Below are 24,481 nucleotides of genomic sequence, written 5' to 3' on the forward strand. Positions count from 1 at the left end.
TAGGGAAGGAACTCGGTGAGCAGCACACCCGGCAAACCGGTCAAAGCCAATATCTTCGCGGCGGGAGCAGTGCTGTGGCGAAAGTCTCCCGAGAATCCCGACGAGATCGAGATCGCGGTCATTCACCGGCCCAAGTATGAGGACTGGTCGTTTCCCAAGGGAAAACTCGACCCCGGCGAAACCGCGGTGGTGGCAGCACTGCGCGAGGTGGAAGAAGAGACGGGTATTCGCGGGCGCCTCGGGAGGCATCTCGGCGCGTTGACCTATCCGATTCCCGGGCACCGCCGATTGAAACGAGTCGAATACTGGGCGGCCGAGGCCCGCGCGGGCGAATTCGTCCCCAACAGCGAGGTGGACCTGATGCGGTGGCTTCCCGTATCGGACGTGGCCGATCAGCTGTCCTATCCCATGGATCGCAAGATGCTCCGCCGTTTCACGGCTCAACCGCCCGACACCGCGACCGTGCTCCTGGTCCGGCATGCCAAGGCGGGAAGTCGGAAACGGTACAGGGGCGACGACGCCACACGGCCCCTGGATGCGAACGGCATACTCCAGGCCGACGCCCTCGTAGCCCAGCTCGAGGCGTTCGGGGCCACCGACATCACGTCGGCCGACAGAACGCGGTGCACACAGACGGTCGAGCCGCTGGCCCGCGCGCTGGACACGACCGTCCGGTTGGATCCGCTGCTGTCCGAGGAGAGTTACACCGCCGACCCGGCGGCCACCCGTACCCGGGTCCGCAAGATCGCCGCACTCGGCGGGGTTCAGGTGATCTGCAGCCAGGGTGGCGTCATTCCCGATCTGCTCGACTGGTGGGCGGACATCGACGGCGTCGCACTCCCCCCGGCACGGAACAGAAAGGCGAGCACCTGGGTGCTCTCACTGTCCGGGGGCAAACTCATCGCCGCCGACCACCTCGACAGTCCCCTGCCTCCCACGCGCAAGGACTGAGAGCCGCCGGCCGGATTTCGTCCGGGAACGACAACGACACAGACAGGCGCCAACCCCCAGGGTCGGCGCCTGTCTGTGTTCGGGAAGACCCGTGTGCGCTGTCTTACTTGGCGCGCTTCGCGGGAGCCTTCTTTGCTGCGGTCTTCTTTGCAGCCGTCTTGGCCGGAGCCTTCTTGGCTGCAGTCTTCTTCGCGGCAACCGTCTTGGCCGGAGCGACCTTCTTCGCAACGGTCTTCTTCGCTGCCGCAGTCTTGGCCGGAGCCTTCTTGGCTGCAGTCTTCTTCGCGGCAACCGTCTTGGCCGGAGCGACCTTCTTCGCGACAGTCTTCTTCGCTGCCGCAGTCTTGGCGGGAGCGACCTTCTTCGCGACAGTCTTCTTCGCTGCAACCGTCTTGGCCGGTGCAGCCTTCTTGGCGGCGGTCTTCTTCGCGGCCGTCTTCTTGGCAGCAGCCTTCTTGGCGGCGGCCTTGGTGGCGGGCGCCGCTGCGCCGCGCTTGACTGCCGGACCGGTGGCCGGAAGCTTCTGGCCGCCAGCGATAACCGCCTTGAACTGAGCGCCCGGACGGAACGCCGGCACCGACGTCGGCTTGACCTTGACGGTCTCACCCGTGCGCGGGTTACGTGCGACACGTGCCGCGCGACGCCGCTGCTCGAAGACGCCGAAACCGGTGATGGTCACGCTGTCGCCGCGGTGCACTGCCCGGACGATCGTGTCCACGACATGCTCGACAGCTTCCGTTGCCGTGCGCCTGTCCGTGCCCAGTTTCTCGGTCAGAACATCGATGAGCTCTGCCTTATTCATTGAAATTCCTCCGCGAACTAATGGTCCATCATCGGACCGACTACGAACTACGGTAAACCTGAATACCGCAGGAGTCTATGTGCCACGCCAATTCTCAAACAACGCGGCACCATTCTCAGGAACTTATTATCTGGGAGACAGGGCTCCGATTCCAACTTTCAGTCGGCGGAAGTGGGCTCCGGAAGAGTCACAGGTTTCCAAGAAGGCCTTGCCTTTTCGAACTCGGAAATGGCTTCTACCTGCCGTAATGTCAATCCGATGTCGTCCAGACCTTCGAGCAGACGCCACCGTGTGTAGTCATCAATCGCAAAGGGCACCACGGTGGTTCCGGCGGTCACGGTCTTGTTCTCGAGGTCGACGATCAATTCGAGACCGGGCTGTTCGTCGAGCAACTTCCAGAGCAGTTCGACGTCCGACTGGGACACCTGGGCGGCCAGCAGACCGGCCTTGCCGGCGTTGCCCCGGAAGATGTCCGCGAACCGAGACGCGATGACGACCCGAAATCCGAAGTCGGATAGCGCCCACACGGCGTGCTCCCGGGAGGAGCCCGTGCCGAAGTCCGGTCCCGCGACCAGAACGCTGCCCTTGTCGTACGGGGCGACGTTGAGGACGAAGTTCGGATCGTTCCGCCACGCGGCGAACAGACCGTCCTCGAAACCGGTGCGGGTCACTCGTTTCAGGTAGACCGCCGGGATGATCTGGTCCGTGTCCACGTTGGATCGCCGCAGCGGAACGCCGATACCTTTGTGTGTGCTAAAGGATTCCATCGAAAAATCTCCTAAATTCCTTGGGTCCTAGGCCAGATCTGTCGGCGCGGACAGGGTTCCCCGGACTGCGGTCGCGGCGGCGACCAGCGGCGAAACCAGGTGAGTCCGCCCGCCCTTGCCTTGACGGCCTTCGAAATTGCGGTTGGACGTGGAGGCTGAACGCTCGCCGGGCGCGAGCTGATCCGGGTTCATGCCGAGGCACATGGAGCAGCCCGCCTGCCGCCATTCGGCGCCGGCGGCGGTGAAGATCTCGCCGAGACCCTCCTTTTCGGCCTGGGCGCGGACGCGCATCGAACCCGGCACGATCAGCATCCGGACCCCGTCGGCGACGTGCCTTCCGCGCAACACGTCGGCCACGGCCCGCAGATCCTCGATCCGGCCGTTGGTGCACGAACCCACGAAGACTGTGTCGATCGCCACGTCACGCAACGGAGTTCCGGCTTCGAGACCCATGTAGGTCAACGCCTTCTCCGCGGCGTGACGCTCGCTCTCGTCCACGATCTGCGCAGGATCCGGCACGGTCTCGCCGAGCGGCAGACCCTGCCCCGGGTTTGTGCCCCAGGTCACGAACGGCGTCAGCGAACTCGCGTCGATGTGGACCTCATTGTCGAAAACCGCACCCTCGTCGGTCTTCAACTGCTCCCAGGCCTCCACCGCGGCGTCCCAGTCGGCGCCCTTCGGCGCGTGGGGGCGTCCCTTGATGAATTCGTAGGTGATCTCGTCGGGGGCGATCATGCCCGCCCGCGCGCCCGCCTCGATGGACATGTTGCAGATGGTCATCCGCGCTTCCATCGACATCTTCCGGATCGCTTCGCCGCGGTACTCCAGGACGTAGCCCTGGCCTCCGCCGGTTCCGATCTTCGCGATGACGGCCAGAATGAGATCTTTACTCGTCACGCCTTCGGGCAATTCGCCGTCGACGGTGATCGCCATCGTCCGGAACGGACGCAGCGACAACGTCTGCGTCGCCATGACGTGTTCGACCTCACTGGTGCCGATACCCATCGCGATCGCACCGAAGGCGCCGTGGGTGGACGTGTGACTGTCGCCGCACACCACGGTCATACCGGGCTGGGTGAGACCGAGTTGCGGGCCGACGACGTGGACGATGCCCTGGTCGATGTTTCCCATCGGGTGCAGCCGGACGCCGAATTCCTCACAGTTGCGCCGGAGCGTGTCGACCTGAGTCTTGGAGACGGGGTCCGCGATCGGCTTGTCGATGTCGACGGTGGGGACGTTGTGGTCCTCGGTGGCGATCGTCAGGTCGGGCCTGCGGAGCGGGCGCCCCGCCAGTCGAAGTCCGTCGAATGCCTGCGGACTCGTCACTTCGTGAACGAGATGCAGATCGATGTAGATGAGGTCGGGGTTGTCTCCCTCACCCCGGACCACGACGTGGTCGTCCCACACCTTCTCTGCCAGGGTGCGTGCTTTCTCGGCCATCTTCTCCACCTCTGTGTGTCATCTCGCACCGCGGGCTTCGGACTGGTCCGCCGTGCGCTTGTTGTCGTTACCCTCTTCCCGGACACGCACTCGACGTGAGACGAAGGTGCGCTATGATCCCAGTATGCGAGAAAGTGGTATCGACCTATGAGACAGCATAGCGGCATCGGGGTCCTTGACAAAGCGGTGGGCGTACTCCACGCCGTGGCCGAGAAGCCCTGCAGCCTCACCGAACTGTGCTCGCGCACCGGACTCCCCCGCGCCACCGCCCACCGGCTGGCCGTCGGACTCGAGGTCCACCGCCTCCTGACGCGTGACTCCGACGGGCTGTGGTGCCCCGGTCCCGGCCTCGCCGAACTCGCTGCAACGGCTAACGATCCGCTCGTCTCGGCGGCGGCTCTCGTCCTTCCGCGTCTGCGCGAGATCACCGGCGAGAGCGTGCAGCTATACCGCCGGGAAGGCACGCAACGCATCTGCGTGGCGGCGATGGAGCCACCCACCGGCCTCCGAGACACCGTTCTCGTCGGGGCACGCCTCCCGATGAGCGCCGGCTCGGGCGCCAAGGTCCTCCTCGCCTGGGCCGACCCGCAGACCCAGCGCACGGTTCTTCCCGACGCGGCGTTCGGCGAGCGCGTCCTGCTCGAGGTCCGCCGCCGCGGCTGGGCACAGAGCGCCGCCGAGCGGGAACCCGGCGTCGCCAGTGTCGCCGCACCCGTGCGGGACTCCGCGGGCGCTGTCATCGCGGCGATTTCGGTGTCCGGCCCCATCGACAGGATGGGCAGGCGCCCCGGCGCCCGGTGGGCGGCCGACCTCCTCGCCGCCGCGGAGGCGCTGCACAAGAGACTCTGACCTCTCACGACCGACACTCACCGCGACAGGAGAAGCCGATGGGGAAGAACCAACGATCGCAGATCACGATGACGGATTCGGAGATCGCCGAATTCGTGGACCGGAGCCGGATCGCCACCCTGGCAACGGTGGCAGCGGACGGCAGGGCCCATCTGGTCGCCATGTGGTACGCCGTGATCGACGGCGAGATCTGGTTCGAGACGAAGACGAAATCGCAGAAGGCGGTCAACCTGCGCCGCGACGACCGGGTCACTGTCCTGATCGAGGACGGCCAGACGTATGACACCTTGCGTGGAATTTCGGTCGAGGGCCGGGCGGAGATCGTGGAGGACCCCGATGCGATGTTCGCCGTCGGCGTCAGCGTGTGGGAGCGCTACACCGGGCCCTACACCGACGATCTGCGTCCCGCCATCGATCAGCTGCTGCACAAGCGGGTGGTCGTGCGGATCGTTCCCGAACGCATCAGGAGCTGGGACCACGCCAAGCTCGGCCTTCCCGCGATGCCGGTGGGCGGAACCACCGCGGCGTACCTGGAGACGGCCGACCGTCGCTCCTGACACCGGGCAGGGCGGAAAAACAGGAGAATTCTCGGTGCCCTCGGCGTAGCTTCACAGAGTGAACCGACTACCCGAGGGAGTTCACCGTGACTGACGCCGATAACGAGGACACGAAAAAGAAATTCCGCGAAGCACTCGAGCGGAAGAATCATCAGGCCGGTCTGTCCGCCGATCACAAGGACGCGCATTCCAAGGTGCACGAGGCCCACGGGCCTGCCGATCACAAACGCGAATTCCGCCGCAAGACCGGATAAACGACGGACCGTCCGTTTATATGAAGAAACACCCTCCGATTACTCGGAGGGTGTTTCTCTTTGTAGCCCCGACGGGATTCGAACCCGCGCTACCGCCTTGAGAGGGCGGCGTCCTAGGCCGCTAGACGACGGGGCCAGGAACTTTGTCTTGCTTTGGAAGCTCAGCAAGCATAGCTTCCAGAAGTTCGGAGTCAAAATCGGCCGAACTTCCGCTGGGGTACCAGGACTCGAACCTAGAATGGCGGTACCAGAAACCGCTGTGTTGCCAATTACACCATACCCCAATGGCCGTTCTCGAACCGCTGAGCTTCTGGGCTCTGCGGCCCGCCTCGGGCCGAAGAAGAGATTACCAGCCTACTGCCGGGATTTACCAAATCGTATGGTCAGAGGCTGTTTTTGCACCCTTTTCGGCCCGAGGGCGGCGGTGTCAGCCGGCGATGCCGGCCCGCGCGGAACGCAGCCGGGACAGCGACACGTCGCGACCGAGCAGTTCCATCGATTCGTACAGCGGCGGGCTGATGTGCGAGCCCGTGACGGCCACCCGCACCGGAGCGAACGCCTTACGTGGCTTGAGGCCCAGTTCGTCCACGAGAGCGGTCTTGAGGGCCTCCTCCAGCGACGCTGCGTCCCACGCACCGACTGCGTCCAGCGATGCGAGGGCGGCGTCGAGAACCGGCGCGGAGTCGGCCCCCAGGTTCTTCGCCGCGGCGGCCGGATCGATCGCGAAGTCGGCCTCCTCGACGAACAGGAACTTCAGCAGATCCCACGCGTCGGACAGGACCACGATGCGCGTCTGGACCAGATCGGCGGCGGTCGCGAAGATGGCCTCGTCCACCGTCTCCCCGAGGTGGCCGTGGAGCGTGAGGAACGCACGCAGGCGCGCGGCGAAATCGGCGGGCTCGAGCAGCCGGATGTGCTCGGCGTTGATCGCGTCGGCCTTTTTCTGATCGAACCGGGCCGGATTGGAATTGACCTTGGAGATATCGAAGGCCGCGACCATCTCGTCCAGCGAGAACACGTCGTGGTCGTCCGAAATACCCCAGCCCAGCAGCGCCAGGTAATTCAGCAATCCCTCGGGGACGAAACCGCGGTCGCGATGGATGAAGAGGTTCGACTCGGGATCGCGCTTGGACAGCTTCTTGTTGCCCTGCCCCATGACGAACGGCAGGTGCCCGAACTTCGGTGTGAAATCGGCCACGCCGATCCGCTGCATCGCCTCGTAGAGGGCGAGCTGCCGCGGCGTCGACGACAGCAGGTCCTCGCCGCGCAGGACGTGTGTGATCTTCATCAACGCGTCGTCGACGGGGTTGACCAACGTGTACAGCGGAATCCCGTTGCCGCGGGTCAGCGCGAAGTCGGGCACGGTGCCGGCCTTGAACGTCGTCTCACCGCGCACGAGGTCGTCCCACGTCAGGTCGTGGTCGGGCATCCGGAGCCGGACCACGGGCTTGCGGCCCTCGTCGAGGAACGCCTGCCGCTGCTCCGGCGTCAGGTCACGATCGAAGTTGTCGTAGCCGAGCTTGGGGTCGCGGCCGGCGGCCTTGTGCCGCTCCTCGACCTCCTCGGGCGTCGAGAACGACTCGTACGCCTCGCCCGCTGCGAGCAGTTTCGCGACGACGTCCAGGTGCAGGTCACGTCGCTGGGACTGGCGGTACGGCTCGTACGGTCCCCCGACCTCCGGGCCCTCGTCCCAGTTCAGTCCGAGCCAGCGCAGCGCGTCCAGGATCGCCTGGTACGACTCCTCACTGTCACGGGCAGCATCGGTGTCCTCGATGCGGAACACGAACGACCCGCCGTTGTGTCGGGCGAACGCCCAGTTGAACAGGGCGGTTCGGACGAGCCCCACGTGCGGGGTTCCGGTGGGCGACGGGCAGAAACGGACGCGAACTTCGCTTGTGGTCATGGCTCACTTGGGTCGACGCTGGGAAAACGGACTCCTACAGGCTAGTCCGCTCCCGATATCGACACGAGAGCCGTCAGCGCTTGGCGGTCACCGGGTTGGTGAGGGTGCCAATGCCGCCGATGGTCACGCTGACGCTCTGGCCGTCGACGATCGGACCGACTCCTTCCGGGGTACCCGTGAGGATGACGTCGCCCGGGAGCAGCGTCATCACGGCCGACACCCATTCGATGATCTTCGGAATGTCGTGCAGCAGAAGCGAAGTGTTGCTCCGCTGCTTCACCACCCCGTCGACCTCGGTGGTGATGTCGACGTCGGACGCGTCGAGCTGGGTCTCGATCCACGGCCCCAGCGGGCAGAACGTGTCATGGCCCTTCGCCCTCGTCCACTGACCGTCGTGGCGCTGATGGTCACGGGCCGACACGTCGTTGGCCGCCGTGTAGCCGAGCACCACGTCGAGGGCCTTGGCCGCGGGCACGTCCTTGCAGGGGCGCCCGATGACGACCGCGAGTTCCCCTTCGTAGTGAACTTCGTTGGAGGACTTCGGCAGGACGATCGCAGCGTCGGGGCCCACGATCGAGGTGTTGGGCTTGAGGAAGATCACAGGATCGGCCGGTGCCTCTCCCCCCATCTCGGCGGCGTGGGCGGCGTAGTTCTTTCCGATGGCGACGACCTTGCTGGCGAGGATCGGGGCCAGCAGTCGCACATCGGCGAGCGGCCAGCTCCGGCCGGTGAAAGTCGGGTTGCCGAACGGATGCTCGGCGATCTCCTTCGCGATCCGGGACTCCCCGTCTCCTTCGATACTGACGAACGCAACACCATCGGGACTTGCCACTCGACCAAGACGCATGGCGCCGAGTCTATCGGCCCGGGTTCACCGCCGTGCCGGGACGCCGGACGACGCGGGGTATAGACTCCGAACCAGCGCCAATATATGAGAATCAAATCCTAGATATTGAGATGACATGACTGCATCGATCGACACCGCGTCCGCCGTCGGAACTGCTCGCAGATGGTGGATGCTCGCCCTCGGGATGTTCGCCCAGGCCGCACAGGCGGTCTTCGTCAACGGCGTCGCCTTCCTCATCCCCGAACTCCAGGCGAACCACGGGCTCAGCCTCGCCCGCACCGGACTCGTCGTCGCCGCACCCACCCTCGGGGTCATGGTGACGCTGATCGCGTGGGGCGCACTGGCCGACCGCTACGGCGAACGCAGGGTGCTGGCCGCAGGCATGGCGACCACCGCGGCTGCGGGCGTGGGCGCGGCCCTCGCCGGATCGCTCACGGCCACCGCGGTCTTCCTGCTGCTCGGCGGCACGGCGGCGGCCTCGGCGAATGCCGCGAGCGGACGCGTCGTCGTCGGATGGTTCCCTCCCGAGCGCCGCGGCCTGGCCATGGGCATCCGGCAGATGTCACTGCCGCTCGGCATCGCCTGCGCTGCGCTGACGCTCCCCTCGGTCGCCCACGACCACGGCATCGGATGGGCGCTCGCGCTGCCCGCCGCCCTGTGCGCCGCCGCCGCGCTGGCCTGCGCACTCTGGGTGGTCGATCCGCCCCGGCCGAGTCGCAGCGACGCGGCGGATCTCGGCATGCTCACGAATCCGTACCGCAGCAGCGGCACACTGTGGCGCATCCACGCCGTCTCCGTGCTGCTCGTCGTGCCGCAGTACACGGTGTGGACGTACGCACTCGTGTGGCTGATCTCCGAAAGGCACTGGGAAGCAACGGCGGCGGGCCTGATCGTGACCCTCGCCCAGATCCTCGGCGCGTTCGGCCGGATGGGCGTCGGTTTCTGGTCCGACGTGGTGGGCAGCCGCATGCGTCCGCTTCGCTGGGTCGCGGCCGGCGGCGGACTGTCGATGGCGGCGCTCGCCGTGACGGACGCGATGGATTCGCCTCTCGCGATCGTGGCGCTGCTCGCGGCGTCCGTGGCGACGGTGGCACCGAACGGGCTCGCCTTCACCGCCGTCGCCGAGATCGCGGGCCCGTTCTGGGGTGGGCGCGCCCTCGGAGTCCAGAACACCGGACAGTTCGTCGCGGCCTCGATCGTTCCCCCGGTGTTCGGCGCACTGATCGGAATCGTCGGATTCCCGGTGACTTTCGCGATAGCCGCGGGATTCCCGGCCGCCTCGATACCACTGATCCCCGTGGCCCGGTCCGAAGACCGGGCCACGGGGATCGAGGGAGACAGGGCCGAAGCCCGGACCTAGAGGGCCGCGGTGATCCGGTCGCCGACCTCCGACGTGACGACCTTCGAGTCACCCCGGGACGCCAGATCGGCCTCGACCGCGGCTTCGATGCGCGCGGCGTCGCCCTCCCGGCCGAGGTGACGCAGCAGCAGTGCCGCGGACAGGATGGCCGCCGTGGGATCCGCGATCCCCTGGCCCGCGATGTCCGGGGCGCTGCCGTGCACCGGTTCGAACATCGACGGGTTCGTCCCCGAGGCGTCGATGTTCCCCGACGCCGCCAGGCCGATACCGCCCGTGACCGCACCCGCGAGGTCCGTGATGATGTCGCCGAACAGGTTGTCCGTGACGATCACGTCGAAGCGCGACGGGTCGGTAACCATGTAGATGGTGGCCGCGTCGATGTGGCAGTACGCCGTCTCCACGTCCGGATACTCGGCCGACACCGTCTCCACCGCACGCGTCCAGATCGCACCGGCGTTGGAGAGGACATTCGTCTTGTGGATCAGGGTGACGTGCTTGCGCCGGGTCTGTGCGAGGGCGAACGCGTACCGCACCACCCGCTCGGCGCCGAACCACGTGTTGATCGACACCTCGGTCGCGATCTCGTGCGGAGTGCCGACACGGATCGCGCCACCGTTACCGGTGTACGGGCCCTCGGTGCCCTCGCGCACCACCACGAAATCGATGTCCGGCTGCGCCGCGAGTGGCGACTTCGATCCCGGATACAGCTGCGACGGACGCAGATTCACGTGATGATCCAACGCGAACCGCATGTTCAGCAGCAGACCACGCTCGAGCACGCCCGGCGTGACCGACGGGTCGCCGATGGCGCCCAGCAGGATCGCGTCGTGCTCGCGGATCGCCGCGAGATCGGCGTCCGGGAGCAACTCCCCCGTGGCGTTGTATCGACGGGCACCGAGGTCGTACTCGGTGGTCTCGAGATCGGGGACAAGTTTCCGCAGCACCTTCAGCGCCTCGGCCGTGACCTCGACACCGATGCCGTCACCCGGAATGACCGCAAGCTTCATGAACGCCTCACTTCACATAGAGCCGTGCGCGTGCCACGACAGGGTCGTGGCACGCGCACAGTGGGGATTAGGCCAGGTTGACGAGCTCGATCTTGGTGGCGCCGACGGCGGTGGAGATCGCGTCCCGCACCTCGCTCGGCACCTCCTGGTCGACGCGGAGAAGGATGGTCGCACCCTCACCCTCGGCGTCCTGGCTGAGCTGCGCGGCCTGGATGTCGATGCCGGCATTGCCGAGCTGCGTGCCGATCTTGCCCAGTGCGCCGGGCTGATCGGTGTAGTTGACCAGCAAGTTGAGACCCTCGGCGCGCAGTTCGAAGTTGCGGCCGTTGATGTTGACGATCTTCTCGACCTGCTGCGGGCCGGTCAGCGTGCCCGAGACGTTGAGGACGCTGCCGTCGCCGAACACGGCGCGCAGGTCCACGACGCTGCGGTGATTGGGGCTTTCGGCCGCCTTGGTGACCTCTGCCGTGACACCGCGCTCCTCCGCGAGGGCGGGGGCGTTGACGAACGTGACCGCGTCCTCGATGACGGCGGAGAACACGCCGCGCAGAGCCGAGAGCGCGAGCACCTCGACGTCCTCGGATGCGAGCTCGCCGCGCACGTCGACGGACAGGCTGACGGGCAGTTCGCCCGACAGTGCGCCGAGAAGCACACCCTGCTTGCGTACGATTTCGAGCCACGGGGCAACTTCCTCGCCCACGGCGCCACCGGACACGTTGACGGCATCCGGGACGAAATCGCCTGCGAGAGCCAGCAGTACGGACTTCGCGACGTCCGTGCCCGCGCGGTCCTGGGCCTCGCTCGTCGACGCGCCGAGGTGCGGCGTCACGACGACCTCGGGCAGGTCGAACAACGGGCTGTCGGTGCACGGCTCGGTCTCGAACACGTCGAGGCCCGCGGCGCGCACGTGACCCGACTTGATGGCCTCGGCCAGCGCGGCCTCGTCGATCAGGCCGCCGCGGGCGGCGTTGACGATGACGACGCCCTTCTTGGTCTTCGCCAGGTTCTCCGTGCCGAGCAGCCCCTTGGTCTCGGGGGTCTTGGGGAGGTGCACGGAGATGAGGTCGGCGCGCTTCAGCAGTTCGTCGAGCGTGACGAGTTCGATGCCGAGCTGCGCGGCGCGCGCGGCCGACACGTAGGGGTCGTACGCGATGACGTGGGTCTCGAACGCGGCGAGGCGCTGCGCGAACAGCTGCCCGATCCGGCCGAGGCCGACGACGCCGACGGTCTTGCCGAAGATCTCGACGCCGTTGAACTTGCTGCGCTTCCACTCGCGGTCGCGCAGGGTGGCGTCCGCGGCGGGGATCTGGCGGGCGGTGGCGAGCATCAGCGCGACGGCGTGCTCGGCGGCCGTGTGAATGTTGGACGTCGGGGCGTTGACGACCATGACACCGCGCTCGGTGGCGGCAGGAACGTCGACGTTGTCGAGGCCGACGCCGGCGCGGGCGACGATCTTGAGCTTGGTACCGGCCGCCAGGACCTCGGCGTCGACGGTGGTGGCGGAACGGACGAGGATCGCGTCGGCCTCGGGCACCGCCGCGAGCAGGGCCGGGCGATCAGGTCCGTCGACCCATCGCACCTCCACACCGTCGCCCAATGCCTCGACGGTGGACGGCGCGAGCTTGTCGGCGATCAGAACTACAGGACGGCCTGGCTGGCTCACGTGCAAACTCCCTGAATAGGTGGGCGTGGGGGTGTTTTAACCACACACAGCTTAGTCCGCCCTCACAGGGAAACCGCATCCTGGTCTGCGATACCACATAGTGGACGCCTGCAACAACGGAAACGGGCACGAAACAACACCGGCCCGATGTCGCTGCGGAGACCTCCGACGAGGCCGACGCGACATCGGGCCGGTGTTGCGGTGGAGCTGTAAAGCGGTGAAACCTAGGCGGTTTCGGTGATCGGCCGGTCGACCCAGCTCATCAGGTCGCGCAGCTTCTTGCCGGTGACCTCGATGGGGTGCTCGGCGTTGGCCTTGCGCAGACCCTCGAGCTCGGTGTTGCCGTTCTCGACGTTGGCGACGAGACGGCGGGTGAACTCACCCGACTGGATGTCGGCGAGGATCGCCTTCATGCGCTCCTTGGTGCCGGCGTCGATGACGCGCGGGCCGGACAGGTAGCCACCAAACTCCGCGGTGTCGGACACCGAGTAGTTCATGCGGGCGATGCCACCCTCGTACATGAGGTCGACGATGAGCTTGAGCTCGTGCAGGACCTCGAAGTACGCCATCTCGGGGGCGTAGCCGGCCTCGACCATGACCTCGAAACCGGTCTTGACCAGTTCCTCGGTGCCACCGCACAGCACGGCCTGCTCGCCGAAGAGGTCCGTCTCGGTCTCTTCCTTGAACGTGGTCTTGATGACGCCGGCGCGGGCGCCACCGATGGCCTTGGCGTAGGACAGCGCGAGAGCCTGGCCCTCACCCTTCGGGTCCTGGTCGATCGCGATGAGCGCGGGGACACCCTTGCCGTCGACGAACTGACGACGCACCAGGTGGCCCGGGCCCTTGGGGGCGACCATGCCGACCGTGACGTTGGCCGGAGCCTCGATCAGCTTGAAGTGGATGTTGAGGCCGTGTCCGAAGAACAGCGCGTCGCCGTCCTTCAGGTTCGGCTCGATGTCCGCCTTGAAGATCGACGCCTGCGCGGTGTCGGGTGCGAGCACCATGATCACGTCGGCCCACTCGGAGACCTCGGCGGGGGTACCGACGGTCAGGCCCTGCTCCTCGGCCTTCGCGCGGGACTTCGAGCCTTCCTTGAGGCCGATACGCACATCGACGCCCGAGTCGCGCAGGCTCAGCGAGTGCGCGTGGCCCTGGCTTCCGTAACCGATCACAGCGACCTTACGGCCCTGGATGATCGACAGATCGGCATCGTCGTCGTAGAACATCTCGACTGCCACAGTTCAACCTCTTTCTTGGATTTGCGTATCTAAAGTACTAGCGAGTGGCCGTGATGGACTTAGGCCCCCGTCCCACGGCCACGACCCCGGACTGCACGATCTCCCGGATGCCGTACGGATCGAGCATCCGCAGCAGCGCATCCAGCTTGGATCGCGTTCCAGTCGCCTCGATCGTGACCGACTCCGGGGAGACGTCGATCACCTTGGCGCGGAACAGATTCACCGTCTCGATCACCTGCGTGCGCACGCTGGCGTCGGCTCGCACCTTGATGAGAACCAGCTCGCGGGCGACGGAGGCCTCACCGTCCTGCTCGACGATCTTGATGACGTTGATGAGCTTGTTGAGCTGCTTGGTCACCTGCTCGAGCGGGAACTCGTCGACGGTCACGACGATGGTCATGCGGGAGATCTCGGGAAGCTCGGTGCCACCGACGGCGAGCGACTCGATGTTGAACCCACGACGGGAGAACAGCGCGGCCACCCTGGCCAGCACGCCCGGCTTGTCCTCGACGAGAACACTGAGGGTGTGGCTGGTGCTCACTGATCTTCCTCCCCGGCCGTTGCGGCCGTGCCCGAACGCTGCTCGCGCTCCATGGCCTCGTGAATGACGGCCGGCTCGGCGGCCGCCTCGTCGTCGTCGAACAGCGGACGGATGCCCCGCGCCGCCATGATCTCGTCGTTGCTCGTGCCCGCCGCGACCATCGGCCACACCTGGGCGTCGGCGCCGACGATGAAGTCGATCACCACCGGCTTGTCGTTGATGGCCTGCGCCTCACGGATCGCCGCCTCGACGTCCTCTTCGCGCTCGACGCGAATGCCGTGGCAGCCCAACGCCTCCGCGAGCTTCACGAAGTCGGGGATGCGGACTGCGCCGTGCGTGCCGAGGTTCGTGTTGGAGTAACGCTCGTCGTAGAACAGCGTCTGCCACTGGCGCACCATGCCGAGGTTGCCGTTGTTGATGAGCGCAACCTTGATCGGGATGCCCTCGAGCGCACAGGTGGCGAGTTCCTGATTGGTCATCTGGAAGCAGCCGTCACCGTCGATGGCCCACACCTCGGTGTCGGGCATGCCCATCTTGGCGCCCATCGCGGCGGGCACGGCGTAACCCATCGTGCCGAGACCGCCGGAGTTCAGCCAGGTGCGCGGCTTCTCGTAGTTGACGAACTGCGCGGCCCACATCTGGTGCTGGCCGACACCGGCGCAGTAGATCGCGTCGGGACCGGCGAGCTTGCCGACCGACTGGATCACGTATTCCGGGGACAGCGCGCCGTCGGAGGGACGGTCGTAGCTGAGCGGGTACGTGCGGCGGATCCCGTCGAGGTACGCCCACCACTCGGTGAGGTCCAGCGTGGTTCCGGTGGCCAGGTCGGCCTTGATCGCCTCGATCAGCTCGACGATGACCTCTTTGCAGTCGCCCACGATCGGGACGTCCGCGTACCGGTTCTTGCCGATCTCCGCCGGATCGATGTCGGCGTGGATGACCTTGGCGTCGGGGGCGAACGAATCGAGCTGACCGGTGACGCGGTCGTCGAAGCGCGCGCCGAGCGTGATCATCAGGTCGCTGCGCTGCAGTGCCGCCACCGCCGCGACCGTGCCGTGCATACCGGGCATGCCGCAGTTCAGCGTGTGGCTGTCCGGGAACGCGCCGCGCGCCATGAGGGTGGTGACCACCGGAATGCCGGTGAGCTCGGCCAGTTCGAGCAGTTCCGGAGACGCCTCGGCCTTGACCACGCCGCCACCGACGTACAGCACCGGGTGCTTCGCGTCGGCGATCAGGCGAGCGGCCTCGCGGACCTGCTTGCCGTGCGGCTTCGTGACGGGACGGTATCCGGGCAGCCGCATCTCCGGCGGCCACGAGAACGTGGTCTGCGCCTGGAGGACGTCCTTCGGGATGTCGACGAGCACCGCGCCGGGACGACCGCTGGAGGCGAGGTAGAAGGCCTCCGCGATGATCCGGGGGATGTCGACGCCGTCGGTGATGAGGAAGTTGTGCTTCGTGATGGGCATCGTGATGCCGGAGATGTCGGCTTCCTGGAACGCATCCGTGCCGATGAGCCCGCGGCCGACCTGACCGGTGATGGCCACGACCGGAACGGAGTCCATCTGCGCGTCGGCGAGCGGCGTCACCAGGTTCGTCGCACCGGGACCGGACGTCGCCATGCAGACGCCGACCTTGCCGGTCGCCTGGGCGTACCCGGTGGCGGCGTGACCTGCACCCTGCTCGTGACGGACGAGCACGTGCCGGACCTTCTTCGAGTCGAAGAGCGGGTCGTAGACAGGCAGAACGGCACCACCCGGAATGCCGAATACCGTGTCGACCTCGAGCTCCTCGAGGGCTCGGACCACGGACTGGGCACCGCTGACCCGCTCGGGGGCGAGTTGGCGGCGGCTACCGGTCTGCGTCGCGGCGGCCGCGGTCGTCGGGCTTGCTGCCCCCGACTTGCGCGGCGTGGGTTGAGGCCGTGCGGTTGGTGCGCTCACTGGGAAATCCTCTGATTCTGGCTCCGGGCAACAAAAAACCCCCGTCAGCTGATGCTGTACGAGGGTGGCGCGTCGTTATCTGGCGAGTTGAAGAAATCGACTCAGGCGACGACGCGCCGGCCGATTACGAGCAACTCATTCTGTTTCACGCGCTCGACGGTAGGCGCGCTAATGGTGAACAGTCAACTTGGTGAGTCGGCCGTCCCAGAATATGAGATACGTCGGCTGCGGTGCGAAGATGTAGAGGTGTCAACTCCGCAGCAGCCCGTGCCACCAGAATCATCATCCCACACGACGAACCCGCCCAAGCAGGTCATCCGGATTTCTCCCCTCGCCTATCTGGGATGCGCCTTCCTCCTGTTCGCCGTCTCGTTCCCCGTCTTCGGCTGGCCCGCCGCCTTCGGCTGGCTCGTGATCGCCCCGATCGTCGCGGTGGCCTGGGTCGCGCGGGTGCGCACCACGGTCACGCCCGACGGACTCGAGGTGCGCCGGCTGTTCGGCGGACGGTCCCTCTCATGGTCCGAGATCGCCGGATTCCGCTTCCCCAAGCGCGGCTGGGCCCGGGCGACACTGGCCGACGGCGGCGAGGTCACCCTTCCCGTCGTCACGTTCGACCGGCTCCCCGACATCGCCGAGGCAAGCGGCGGCCGCATCACCGACCCCTACGCGGCAGCGGCCGCGGCGGAGGAAGCGGCCCAGTATGCCGACGCCGAATCGAACGGCGAGCAGCCGGCGAAGAACCGGCCGGACACAGACGGGGAATAGTGCGCGAGTAGCGTTTGTCAGTACTTCCGTACGCTGACTAAGGAATACGCTCATGCCCCCGCTGAGGTCCCGAACCACCACCGCAGGACGAAATGCCGCAGGCGCCCGCGCACTGTGGCGCGCCACCGGAATGACCGACTCCGACTTCGGGAAGCCGATCGTCGCGATCGCCAACTCGTACACGCAGTTCGTTCCCGGGCACGTCCACCTCAAGAACGTCGGCGACATCGTCGCCGACGCCGTCCGCGCCGCCGGTGGTGTACCTCGCGAATTCCACACGATCGCCGTCGACGACGGCATCGCGATGGGACACGGCGGCATGCTGTATTCCCTTCCCAGCCGGGAGATCATCGCCGACTCCGTCGAATACATGGTCAACGCGCACACCGCCGACGCACTCGTGTGCATCTCCAACTGCGACAAGATCACCCCCGGAATGCTCAATGCCGCACTGCGTTTGAACGTTCCCACCGTGTTCGTCTCGGGCGGGCCGATGGAGGCGGGCAAGGCGGTCGTGGTGAACGGTGTCGCCCAGGCACCGACCGACCTCATCACGGCGATCTCGGCGAGCGCCAACGACGAGGTCGACGAGGAGGGGCTGTCCGAGGTCGAGCGCAGCGCCTGCCCGACGTGCGGCTCGTGCTCGGGCATGTTCACCGCCAACTCGATGAACTGCCTCACCGAGGCGCTCGGTCTGGCGTTGCCGGGCAACGGTTCGACGCTCGCCACCCACGAAGCCCGGCGCGCACTGTTCACCCGCGCGGGCACCACCGTCGTCGAGTCCGCCCTGCGGTACTACCGGGACGAGGACGACTCCGTCCTCCCCCGCAACATCGCGACGCCTGCCGCGTTCCGCAACGCGATGGCGCTGGACGTCGCGATGGGAGGTTCCACCAACACGGTGCTGCACACCCTCGCGGCCGCGCAGGAGGGTGAGGTCTACGACTTCGACCTCGACAAGATCGACGAGATCAGCCGCAAGGTTCCGTGCCTGTCGAAGGTCTCGCCCAACTCGGACTACCACATGGAGGACGTGCACCGGGCGGGCGGAATCCCCGCGATCCTCGGCGAACTCCGCCGGGCGGGACTGCTCGAGAGCGACGTGTCGACCGTGCACACGAAGAGCTTCGACGAGTGGCTCGACACGTGGGACATCCGGTCCGGCAAGGCATCCGACGAGGCCGTCGAACTGTTCCACGCCGCTCCCGGCGGCGTCCGCACCACCGAGCCGTTCTCGACGAACAACCGCTGGTCGTCGCTCGACACGGACGCCGCGAACGGCTGCATCCGCGATTTCGAGCACAAGCACACGGTCGAGGGCGGCCTGGCCGTGCTGCGCGGCAACATCGCCGTCGACGGCGCGGTCATCAAGACGGCAGGCATCGACGAAGACCTGTTCCACTTCCAGGGACCCGCGCGTGTCGTGGAATCCCAGGAGGAGGCGGTGTCGGTGATCCTCGGCAAGAAGATCCAGCCCGGTGAGGTCCTCGTCGTGCGCTACGAGGGTCCCGCGGGCGGCCCGGGCATGCAGGAGATGCTGCACCCCACCGCATTTCTCAAGGGCTCCGGCCTCGGCAAGAAGTGCGCGCTGATCACCGACGGCCGCTTCTCCGGCGGGTCCTCGGGGCTGTCCATCGGCCACATCTCCCCGGAAGCCGCCAGCGGCGGCGCCATCGGCCTCGTGGAGGACGGCGACCAGATCCTCATCGACATCGCGACCCGCACCCTGAAACTCCTCGTCGACGACGCGGTGCTCGCCGAGCGTCGCGCGAAGATGGAGTCGTCCGAGCGTCCGTGGCAGCCGGTGAACCGCGAACGGACCGTCACCACGGCCCTGCGCGCGTACGCCGCACTGGCGACGTCCGCCGACAAGGGCGCGGTCCGCCAGGTTCCCTGACCGCACGCACCGACAGCACCGGGCACTCACGAAGCCGGGTGCCGCAGCAGGTTTCCTGCCGCGGCACCCGGCTTCCGTCGTCGGTGCGACCGCGAAATCCGCCTCGGGTGTGACGGCGCTCACGGGTGATCAACTCGCTCAAGCGGCGACACCCGTGAACAGGTTCTACTGATCGATTTGATCAGTTGAGCCCACGCTTCTTGCACACGGCGCTCAGTAGTGGTTCCCTCAGTTGGCCGTTGAGACCTACATCACAATCGGCAGCACTACCGGAACATCTCCGGCCCACGAGGCCATCGGGAACACAACCTAGGAGCGACACATGCCAGGAGTCGGCATATGGCGAACGAAATCCGTTGAGCAATCGATAGCGGACACCGACGAACCCGACACCCGGCTGCGGAGGGAACTCACCGCGAAGGACCTCACCGTCTTCGGTGTCGCCGTCGTGATCGGCGCCGGTATCTTCACGCTCACCGCCCGGACCGCAGGCAACGTTGCCGGGCCGTCCATTTCGCTCGCCTTCGTCCTCGCCGCCATCGCGTGCGGCCTGGCCGCCCTCTGCTACGCCGAGTTCGCCTCCACCGTGCCCGTCGCGGGCAGCGCGTACACGTTCTCCTACGCCACCTTCGGCGAGTTCGTCGCCTGGATCATCGGCTGGGACCTCATCCTCGAATTCGCCCTCGCGGCGGCCGTCGTCTCCAAGGGATGGTCGCTGTACCTGGGCAACGTCCTCGGATTCAGCGGATCCACCACCGCCCACCTCGGGCCCATCGACTTCGACTGGGGCTCGCTGATCATCGTCGGCGGCATCACCCTCGTGCTCGCGATCGGGACCAAGGTGTCCTCACGCGTGTCCGCCGTGATCACGGCCATCAAGATCGCCGTCGTCCTCCTCGTCATCACCGTCGGCGTCTTCTACATCAAGAAGGAGAACTACGCCCCGTACATCCCGCCGGCCGAGGGCAACGAGAGCGCCGCACACGGTATCCACCAGACCCTGTTCTCCTTCCTCTCCGGAGCGGACGGCAGCAGCTACGGCTGGTACGGCCTCCTCGCCGCCGCGAGCCTCGTGTTCTTCGCCTTCATCGGATTCGACGTCGTCGCCACCACCGCCGAGGAGACCAAGGACCCGCAGAAGGCGCTCCCCCGCGGCATTCTCGGCTCGCTCGCCATCGTCACCGTGCTCTACGTCGCGGTCACCCTCGTGCTCACCGGCATGGTGAAGTACACCGACCTCAAGACCGGCAGCCCGCTCGTCGGCGACAGCAGCGCCACCCTGGCGACCGCCTTCGAGGCACACGGCATCACCTGGGCGCAGACCGCCATCAACTTCGGCGGACTCGCAGGCCTGACCACCGTGGTGATGGTGATGATGCTCGGCCAGACCCGCGTCCTGTTCGCCATGTCCCGCGACGGACTCGTCCCCCGCGGTCTCGCCAAGACCGGCAAGAAGGGCACCCCGGTCCGCATCACCCTGTTCGTCGGCGCCGTGGTGGCACTCCTCGCCGCCTTCTTCCCGATGGGCACACTCGAGGAGATGGTGAACATCGGCACCCTCTTCGCGTTCGTCCTCGTCTGCATCGGCGTCGTCATCCTGCGCCGCACCCGCCCCGACCTGCCGCGCGGATTCCGCGTTCCGCTGGTCCCGCTCGTCCCCATCCTCGCCGTCCTGGCCTGCGGATGGCTCATGCTGAACCTGTCCGTCGAGACCTGGATCCGATTCCTCGTCTGGATGGCCCTCGGCGTCGTCGTCTACCTCGCCTACGGCCGCCGCAAGTCCGTCCTCGGACAGAAGCTCGCCGCACAGGCCCAGGCCACCCCGCCCGAGGAGGAGAACATCCCGGAACTCGTCCAGCGCTGACTCTCGGCCGGCACTGATCCGGCAGAAACGACTGCGCCGCACTCCCGATCGGGGGTGCGGCGCAGTCGTGGTTCAGGGAGACGATCAGATGAGCGGGTTGGCGCCGTTGAGGAAGATCCAGATGCACACACCGGCGGCGACGCCCAGGATCAGTGCCGCGAACGACCCGATGAACGGCCGCGTGGCCCAGCCGCGGCGGCCGTCGAGTGAGATCCGGCCCGGCCCGGTGAGAATGATCACCCCCGCGCACACACCCAGGAGTGTCTCGTACTCGGTGCCGGAGGGCGCGAAGTACTCCAGTCCCGGTTCCGCGATCTGCCGGAACGCCCACGCGTTGATCATCACGGCCAGCACCGAGGCGGCGGCAAGCGGCGTGACGAGGCCGAGGATCAGCAGCGCACCGCCCGCGACCTCACCGATGGCACCGAGCATCGCGAGCAGTTTCGCCTGCTGGAAGCCCGCGTTCACGAGCACCTCCTCGAAACCGTCGAGGCCCGGACCGTTCCACAGTCCGGTCAGCTTCTGCAGACCGTGCACCAGCGCCGTGCCGCCGACCGCGAGTCGCAGTGCCAGCAGGCCGAGGTCCAGGGTGCCGCGGCCGATCTTCACGTCCCCCTCGCCGAGCCGGTCGGTCGACGGATCACCCGCCGTGGATCCGAGGGACGCACCGGAGGTCGCGCCGATCACCTGCGTCGGCTGGTCCGGCATGTCGGACGCCGACTGCCGGTACGCGGGGATCTGTTCGGTGGGCAGACCGGCGCCGCGCGCATCGCCGTGATCGAGTTCGTCGTCGGTGTGCGGGAGACCCTGTCCCGCGGAACCGGATGTCGGCGTGGCCGACGGAAACCTCTCGGTGGGAAGGTCGTAAGGGCTCGAGACCCTGCCGTAGCCGGGTGAGGCGCCTTGCTGCGCGGCACCGTCGTCCGACGACTCGCTGGGGTCTTTCCGCATGTCAGTCACACCGTCAAGCCTAGGTCGATCCGCCGGACATCGCTGGTAGGCGGAACCGGCGTGGCGGCGACCTCGCACTCTTCCGTAACGTCTCCATCATGATGGTGGGTGGGCGGCGCCGCACGGTGTCCCGCAAGATGGCGATGTCCGCACTCTGCGTGACGGCGGTCCTCGCCGCCGGGTGCGCGAAATTCGACGACTCCGCGTCCTCCCCCTTCACACCCGAGCCGACGGGTGCGTCGGGCGCGGAAGTGGAACCCGAGAACCCGCCGCCGTCCACCACGACCACACCACCGCCGAGCGGCCCGCTGGGACCGTGCCAGGATCCGGATCCCAGTGTCATCGCGACCTGCCTCGACACCACCGGCGGACTCGTCGTCCTCCCCGACGGGGCGACCGCTCTGGTCGCGGAGCGCCGGACCGGCCGCATCCTGCAGGTCGCCCAGGGGCAGACCCCCAAGGAGATCGCGCACGTCGACGTCGACGGCAGCACGGACGGCGGCCTCCTCGACATCGCGTTGTCCCCGAGTTTCGTCGAGGACAACCTCATCTACGCCTACGTCACCACCCCGACCGACAACCGGGTGGTACGGATCGCACCGGGCGACTCCGCCAAGGAGGTTCTCGGCGGGATCCCGCGCGGCGACACGGGCAATGCGGGGTCGCTCGAATTCTCGGGCGACGAACTGATGGTCCTGACCGGGAACGCGAACAACGTGGCGGCGGCCGCCGATCCGGCGTCCCTGGCCGGGAAACTGCTGAAGGTCACCGCGCTGTCGCCCGCACCGACGCCGGCACAGCCCCGGCCGCAGGTGGTGCTGTCGGGCATCGGGACCGCGGGCGGGGTCTGCGTCGACCCGGGTGTGGCCGTGTGGGTCACCGACCGCACACCGCTGGAGGATCGGCTGGTGCGGGTCAGCGCGGACGGAGCGGTGTCGTCTCCGGTGTGGACGTGGCCGGAGCGGCCGGGCGTCGGCGGCTGCGTCGCCGCCGGTGACGTCGTGGCGGTGTCACTGAGCACCGCGAAGGCCATGTCGGCGCTCGCCGCCGACCCCGGCACGGGCGCCGTCACTACCGCACCGGGTGTCATCGTCCAGGACCGGTACGGCCAACTCGGCGGCGCTGCACTCGGTCCCGACGGGCTCATCTGGGTGAGCACCGTCAACAAGACCGCCGGTCAGCCCGGACCCAACGACGACCGCGTCATCAAGATGCCCCTGCCCTCCGGTGGCGGCGGATTCGACTGACGGGCCCTCCCCTGCTTCGCGTCCCCCTCGCAACGAACGGGACGCTCGTTCGGTTGATCCGAGCGAGCGTCCCGTTGGTGCAGAGAGGGGGTCAGCCGCCGCAGGCCTCGATGACCAGCTCCTTGACGCGGGCCGGATCGGCCTGACCGCGCGTGGCCTTCATCACGTCGCCGACGATCTTGCCCGCGGCCGCGACCTTGCCGCCGCGAATCTTCTCGGCGATGTCGGGGTTCGCGGCGAGCGCCTCGTCGACGGCCGCCTTCAGCTTCGTGTCGTCGCGTTCGACGACGAGCTCGGGATGATCCGCGACGACCTGATCGGGGTCGCCCTCACCGGCGAGAACGTGGTCGACCACCTGGCGGGCCACCTTGTTGTTCAGCTTCCCGCTGTCGATCAGCGCGACCACCTGCGCGACCTGGGCCGGCGTGATCGGCAATTCACCGAGTTCCACCCCGCGGGTGTTCGCCTGCTGCGCCAGGTACGACACCCACCAGGACCGTGCGGCCTCCGGCGAGGCGCCGGCCTCGACGGTCGCGATGACGAGGTCGAGGGCGTTCGCGTTGACCAGGTCACGCATGACCTCGTCGGAGACACCCCAGTCGGCCTGGATCCGGGCGCGGCGGACCCACGGCAGCTCGGGCAGGGTGCCCCGCAGTTCCTCGACCCACTCGGCGCTGGGCGCGACCGGCTCGAGGTCGGGCTCCGGGAAGTAGCGGTAGTCCTCGGCGGTCTCCTTGCGGCGGCCCGGCGACGTGGTGCCGTCCGCTTCCTGGAAGTGCCGGGTCTCCTGGATCACCTCGCCGCCGGCCTCGAGCACCGCTGCCTGGCGGCGCATCTCGTACCGGACCGCAACCTCGACGCTCTTGAGGGAGTTGACGTTCTTCGTCTCGGTGCGGGTACCGAGTTCGGTCGCCCCGATCGGCATCAGCGACGCGTTGGCGTCGCACCGCATCGAACCCTGGTCCATGCGGACGTCCGACACGTTCAGCGACTTCAGCAGGTCGCGCAGCGCGGTGACGTACGCGCGGGCCACCTCGGGGGCGCGGGCACCGGCGCCGCTGATCGTCTTGGTGACGATCTCGACCAGCGGGACCCCGGCGCGGTTGTAGTCGAGCAGCGAGTGGCTGGCACCGTGGATGCGACCGGTCGCGCCGCCGACGTGCAGCGACTTTCCGGTGTCCTCCTCCATGTGCGCGCGTTCGATCTCGACGCGCCACGTGGTGCCGTCGTCGAGGACGACGTCGAGGTAGCCGTCGGTCGCGATCGGCTCGTCGTACTGCGAGATCTGGTAGTTCTTCGGCTGGTCCGGGTAGAAGTAGTTCTTCCGCGCGAACCGGCCCCACGGCGTGATGGAACAGTTCAGTGCGAGTCCGATCCGGATCGCGGACTCGACCGCCGCCTCGTTCACGACGGGCAACGAGCCGGGCAGACCGAGGCACACCGGGCAGACCTGCGTGTTCGGCTCGGCGCCGAACTCGGTGGGGCACGGGCAGAACATCTTCGTGTCGGTGCCGAGCTCTACGTGCACCTCCATGCCGAGAACAGGCTCGTACTTGGCGAGCACGTCGTCGTAGTCGAGGAGGTCCGGAGTGTCGACAGCAGTCATGCCACAGAGTTTATGCGTCCTGCGGTTCGCCG

The 24,481-nt window shown here is 67.2% G+C and carries 21 protein-coding genes and 2 tRNA genes; 9 read left to right on the plus strand and 14 right to left on the minus strand.

Going from position 1 to position 24,481, the window contains the following annotated elements; all coding sequences use genetic code 11:
* The first annotated feature begins 15 nt into the window (after positions 1-15).
* Complete coding sequence (locus BLV94_RS11850) at positions 16-951, plus strand: NUDIX hydrolase (protein WP_072937761.1); 936 nt, start codon at positions 16-18, stop codon at positions 949-951.
* A gap of 103 nt (positions 952-1,054) precedes the next feature.
* Here the strand turns inward: BLV94_RS11850 and BLV94_RS11855 are convergent, their stop codons facing one another.
* From BLV94_RS11855 to leuC, 3 genes are all read right to left on the minus strand, one after another.
* Complete coding sequence (locus tag BLV94_RS11855) at positions 1,055-1,753, minus strand: HU family DNA-binding protein (protein WP_072937760.1); 699 nt, start codon at positions 1,751-1,753, stop codon at positions 1,055-1,057.
* Positions 1,754-1,911: 158 nt separating this feature from the next.
* Positions 1,912-2,520, minus strand: a complete 609-nt coding sequence (gene leuD, locus BLV94_RS11860; protein ID WP_072937759.1) for a 3-isopropylmalate dehydratase small subunit — start codon at positions 2,518-2,520, stop codon at positions 1,912-1,914.
* A 27-nt stretch (positions 2,521-2,547) separates the two neighbouring features.
* Positions 2,548-3,969, minus strand: coding sequence for a 3-isopropylmalate dehydratase large subunit (gene leuC / locus BLV94_RS11865; protein ID WP_072937758.1), 1,422 nt, complete (start codon positions 3,967-3,969; stop codon positions 2,548-2,550).
* Between the two features lie 138 nt (positions 3,970-4,107).
* Between leuC and BLV94_RS11870 the strand changes: the two genes are divergently transcribed.
* From BLV94_RS11870 to BLV94_RS49540, 3 genes are all read left to right on the plus strand, one after another.
* Positions 4,108-4,809, plus strand: a complete 702-nt coding sequence (locus BLV94_RS11870; RefSeq protein ID WP_015890242.1) for an IclR family transcriptional regulator — start codon at positions 4,108-4,110, stop codon at positions 4,807-4,809.
* 38 nt (positions 4,810-4,847) lie between these two features.
* A complete protein-coding gene (locus tag BLV94_RS11875) occupies positions 4,848-5,366 on the plus strand; it encodes a pyridoxamine 5'-phosphate oxidase family protein (RefSeq protein ID WP_072937757.1) in 519 nt (172 codons plus the stop codon).
* Between the two features lie 86 nt (positions 5,367-5,452).
* The gene (locus BLV94_RS49540) at positions 5,453-5,620 is read left to right on the plus strand and encodes a DUF5302 domain-containing protein (RefSeq protein WP_015890240.1); all 168 of its coding nucleotides are present in this window, start codon (positions 5,453-5,455) and stop codon (positions 5,618-5,620) included.
* Between the two features lie 63 nt (positions 5,621-5,683).
* On the opposite strand, the gene BLV94_RS11880 is transcribed toward BLV94_RS49540, so the two are convergent.
* The 4 genes from BLV94_RS11880 to BLV94_RS11895 all read right to left on the minus strand — a co-directional run bounded on the left by BLV94_RS11880 (position 5,684) and on the right by BLV94_RS11895 (position 8,370).
* Positions 5,684-5,756: transfer RNA gene (locus BLV94_RS11880), tRNA-Glu, on the minus strand.
* A gap of 76 nt (positions 5,757-5,832) precedes the next feature.
* Positions 5,833-5,904: transfer RNA gene (locus tag BLV94_RS11885), tRNA-Gln, on the minus strand.
* A 143-nt stretch (positions 5,905-6,047) separates the two neighbouring features.
* Entirely contained in the window at positions 6,048-7,523 is a 1,476-nt protein-coding gene (gene gltX / locus BLV94_RS11890) for a glutamate--tRNA ligase (protein ID WP_072937756.1), read from the minus strand.
* 73 nt (positions 7,524-7,596) lie between these two features.
* Positions 7,597-8,370, minus strand: coding sequence for a fumarylacetoacetate hydrolase family protein (locus BLV94_RS11895; RefSeq protein ID WP_072937755.1), 774 nt, complete (start codon positions 8,368-8,370; stop codon positions 7,597-7,599).
* A 115-nt stretch (positions 8,371-8,485) separates the two neighbouring features.
* Here BLV94_RS11895 and BLV94_RS11900 point away from each other — a divergent pair, with 115 nt between their 5' ends.
* Positions 8,486-9,730, plus strand: coding sequence for an MFS transporter (locus BLV94_RS11900; RefSeq protein ID WP_072937754.1), 1,245 nt, complete (start codon positions 8,486-8,488; stop codon positions 9,728-9,730).
* Here the strand turns inward: BLV94_RS11900 and BLV94_RS11905 are convergent.
* From BLV94_RS11905 to BLV94_RS11925, 5 genes are all read right to left on the minus strand, one after another.
* The gene (locus BLV94_RS11905) at positions 9,727-10,737 is read right to left on the minus strand and encodes a 3-isopropylmalate dehydrogenase (RefSeq protein ID WP_072937753.1); all 1,011 of its coding nucleotides are present in this window, start codon (positions 10,735-10,737) and stop codon (positions 9,727-9,729) included. The two genes, BLV94_RS11900 and BLV94_RS11905, sit on opposite strands and share 4 nt — an antisense overlap.
* Before the next feature lie 67 nt (positions 10,738-10,804).
* On the minus strand, positions 10,805-12,400 hold the full coding sequence (gene serA / locus BLV94_RS11910; RefSeq protein ID WP_072937752.1) for a phosphoglycerate dehydrogenase: 1,596 nt from the start codon (positions 12,398-12,400) through the stop codon (positions 10,805-10,807).
* 224 nt (positions 12,401-12,624) lie between these two features.
* On the minus strand, positions 12,625-13,626 hold the full coding sequence (ilvC, locus tag BLV94_RS11915; protein ID WP_174705454.1) for a ketol-acid reductoisomerase: 1,002 nt from the start codon (positions 13,624-13,626) through the stop codon (positions 12,625-12,627).
* A 49-nt stretch (positions 13,627-13,675) separates the two neighbouring features.
* The gene (ilvN, locus tag BLV94_RS11920) at positions 13,676-14,179 is read right to left on the minus strand and encodes an acetolactate synthase small subunit (protein WP_005240383.1); all 504 of its coding nucleotides are present in this window, start codon (positions 14,177-14,179) and stop codon (positions 13,676-13,678) included.
* Positions 14,176-16,119, minus strand: coding sequence for an acetolactate synthase large subunit (locus BLV94_RS11925; protein WP_072937750.1), 1,944 nt, complete (start codon positions 16,117-16,119; stop codon positions 14,176-14,178). The genes ilvN and BLV94_RS11925 overlap by 4 nt, the downstream gene beginning before the upstream one ends.
* Positions 16,120-16,386: 267 nt before the next feature.
* On the opposite strand from BLV94_RS11925, the gene BLV94_RS11930 reads away from it, so the two are divergent.
* The 3 genes from BLV94_RS11930 (at position 16,387) to BLV94_RS11940 (ending at position 20,645) form a co-directional block, all read left to right on the plus strand.
* A complete protein-coding gene (locus tag BLV94_RS11930; RefSeq protein WP_072937749.1) occupies positions 16,387-16,884 on the plus strand; it encodes a PH domain-containing protein in 498 nt (165 codons plus the stop codon).
* Positions 16,885-16,936: 52 nt separating this feature from the next.
* Positions 16,937-18,781 carry a dihydroxy-acid dehydratase gene (ilvD, locus tag BLV94_RS11935; protein ID WP_072937748.1) on the plus strand — a complete coding sequence of 615 codons (1,845 nt, stop codon included), beginning with the start codon at positions 16,937-16,939 and terminating at the stop codon, positions 18,779-18,781.
* 322 nt (positions 18,782-19,103) lie between these two features.
* The gene (locus BLV94_RS11940) at positions 19,104-20,645 is read left to right on the plus strand and encodes an amino acid permease (protein WP_072937747.1); all 1,542 of its coding nucleotides are present in this window, start codon (positions 19,104-19,106) and stop codon (positions 20,643-20,645) included.
* 84 nt (positions 20,646-20,729) lie between these two features.
* Here BLV94_RS11940 and BLV94_RS11945 read toward each other — a convergent pair whose 3' ends face one another.
* Positions 20,730-21,596 carry a DoxX family protein gene (locus BLV94_RS11945; protein ID WP_072937746.1) on the minus strand — a complete coding sequence of 289 codons (867 nt, stop codon included), beginning with the start codon at positions 21,594-21,596 and terminating at the stop codon, positions 20,730-20,732.
* A gap of 98 nt (positions 21,597-21,694) precedes the next feature.
* On the opposite strand from BLV94_RS11945, the gene BLV94_RS11950 reads away from it, so the two are divergent.
* Complete coding sequence (locus BLV94_RS11950) at positions 21,695-22,843, plus strand: PQQ-dependent sugar dehydrogenase (RefSeq protein ID WP_072937745.1); 1,149 nt, start codon at positions 21,695-21,697, stop codon at positions 22,841-22,843.
* 91 nt (positions 22,844-22,934) lie between these two features.
* Here the strand turns inward: BLV94_RS11950 and gatB are convergent, their stop codons facing one another.
* Positions 22,935-24,449, minus strand: coding sequence for an Asp-tRNA(Asn)/Glu-tRNA(Gln) amidotransferase subunit GatB (gene gatB / locus BLV94_RS11955; RefSeq protein ID WP_072937744.1), 1,515 nt, complete (start codon positions 24,447-24,449; stop codon positions 22,935-22,937).
* Positions 24,450-24,481: the final 32 nt, after the last annotated feature.

Origin of the sequence: Rhodococcus koreensis (assembly GCF_900105905.1) — a bacterium.
GTDB classification, from domain to species: domain Bacteria; phylum Actinomycetota; class Actinomycetes; order Mycobacteriales; family Mycobacteriaceae; genus Rhodococcus_F; species Rhodococcus_F koreensis.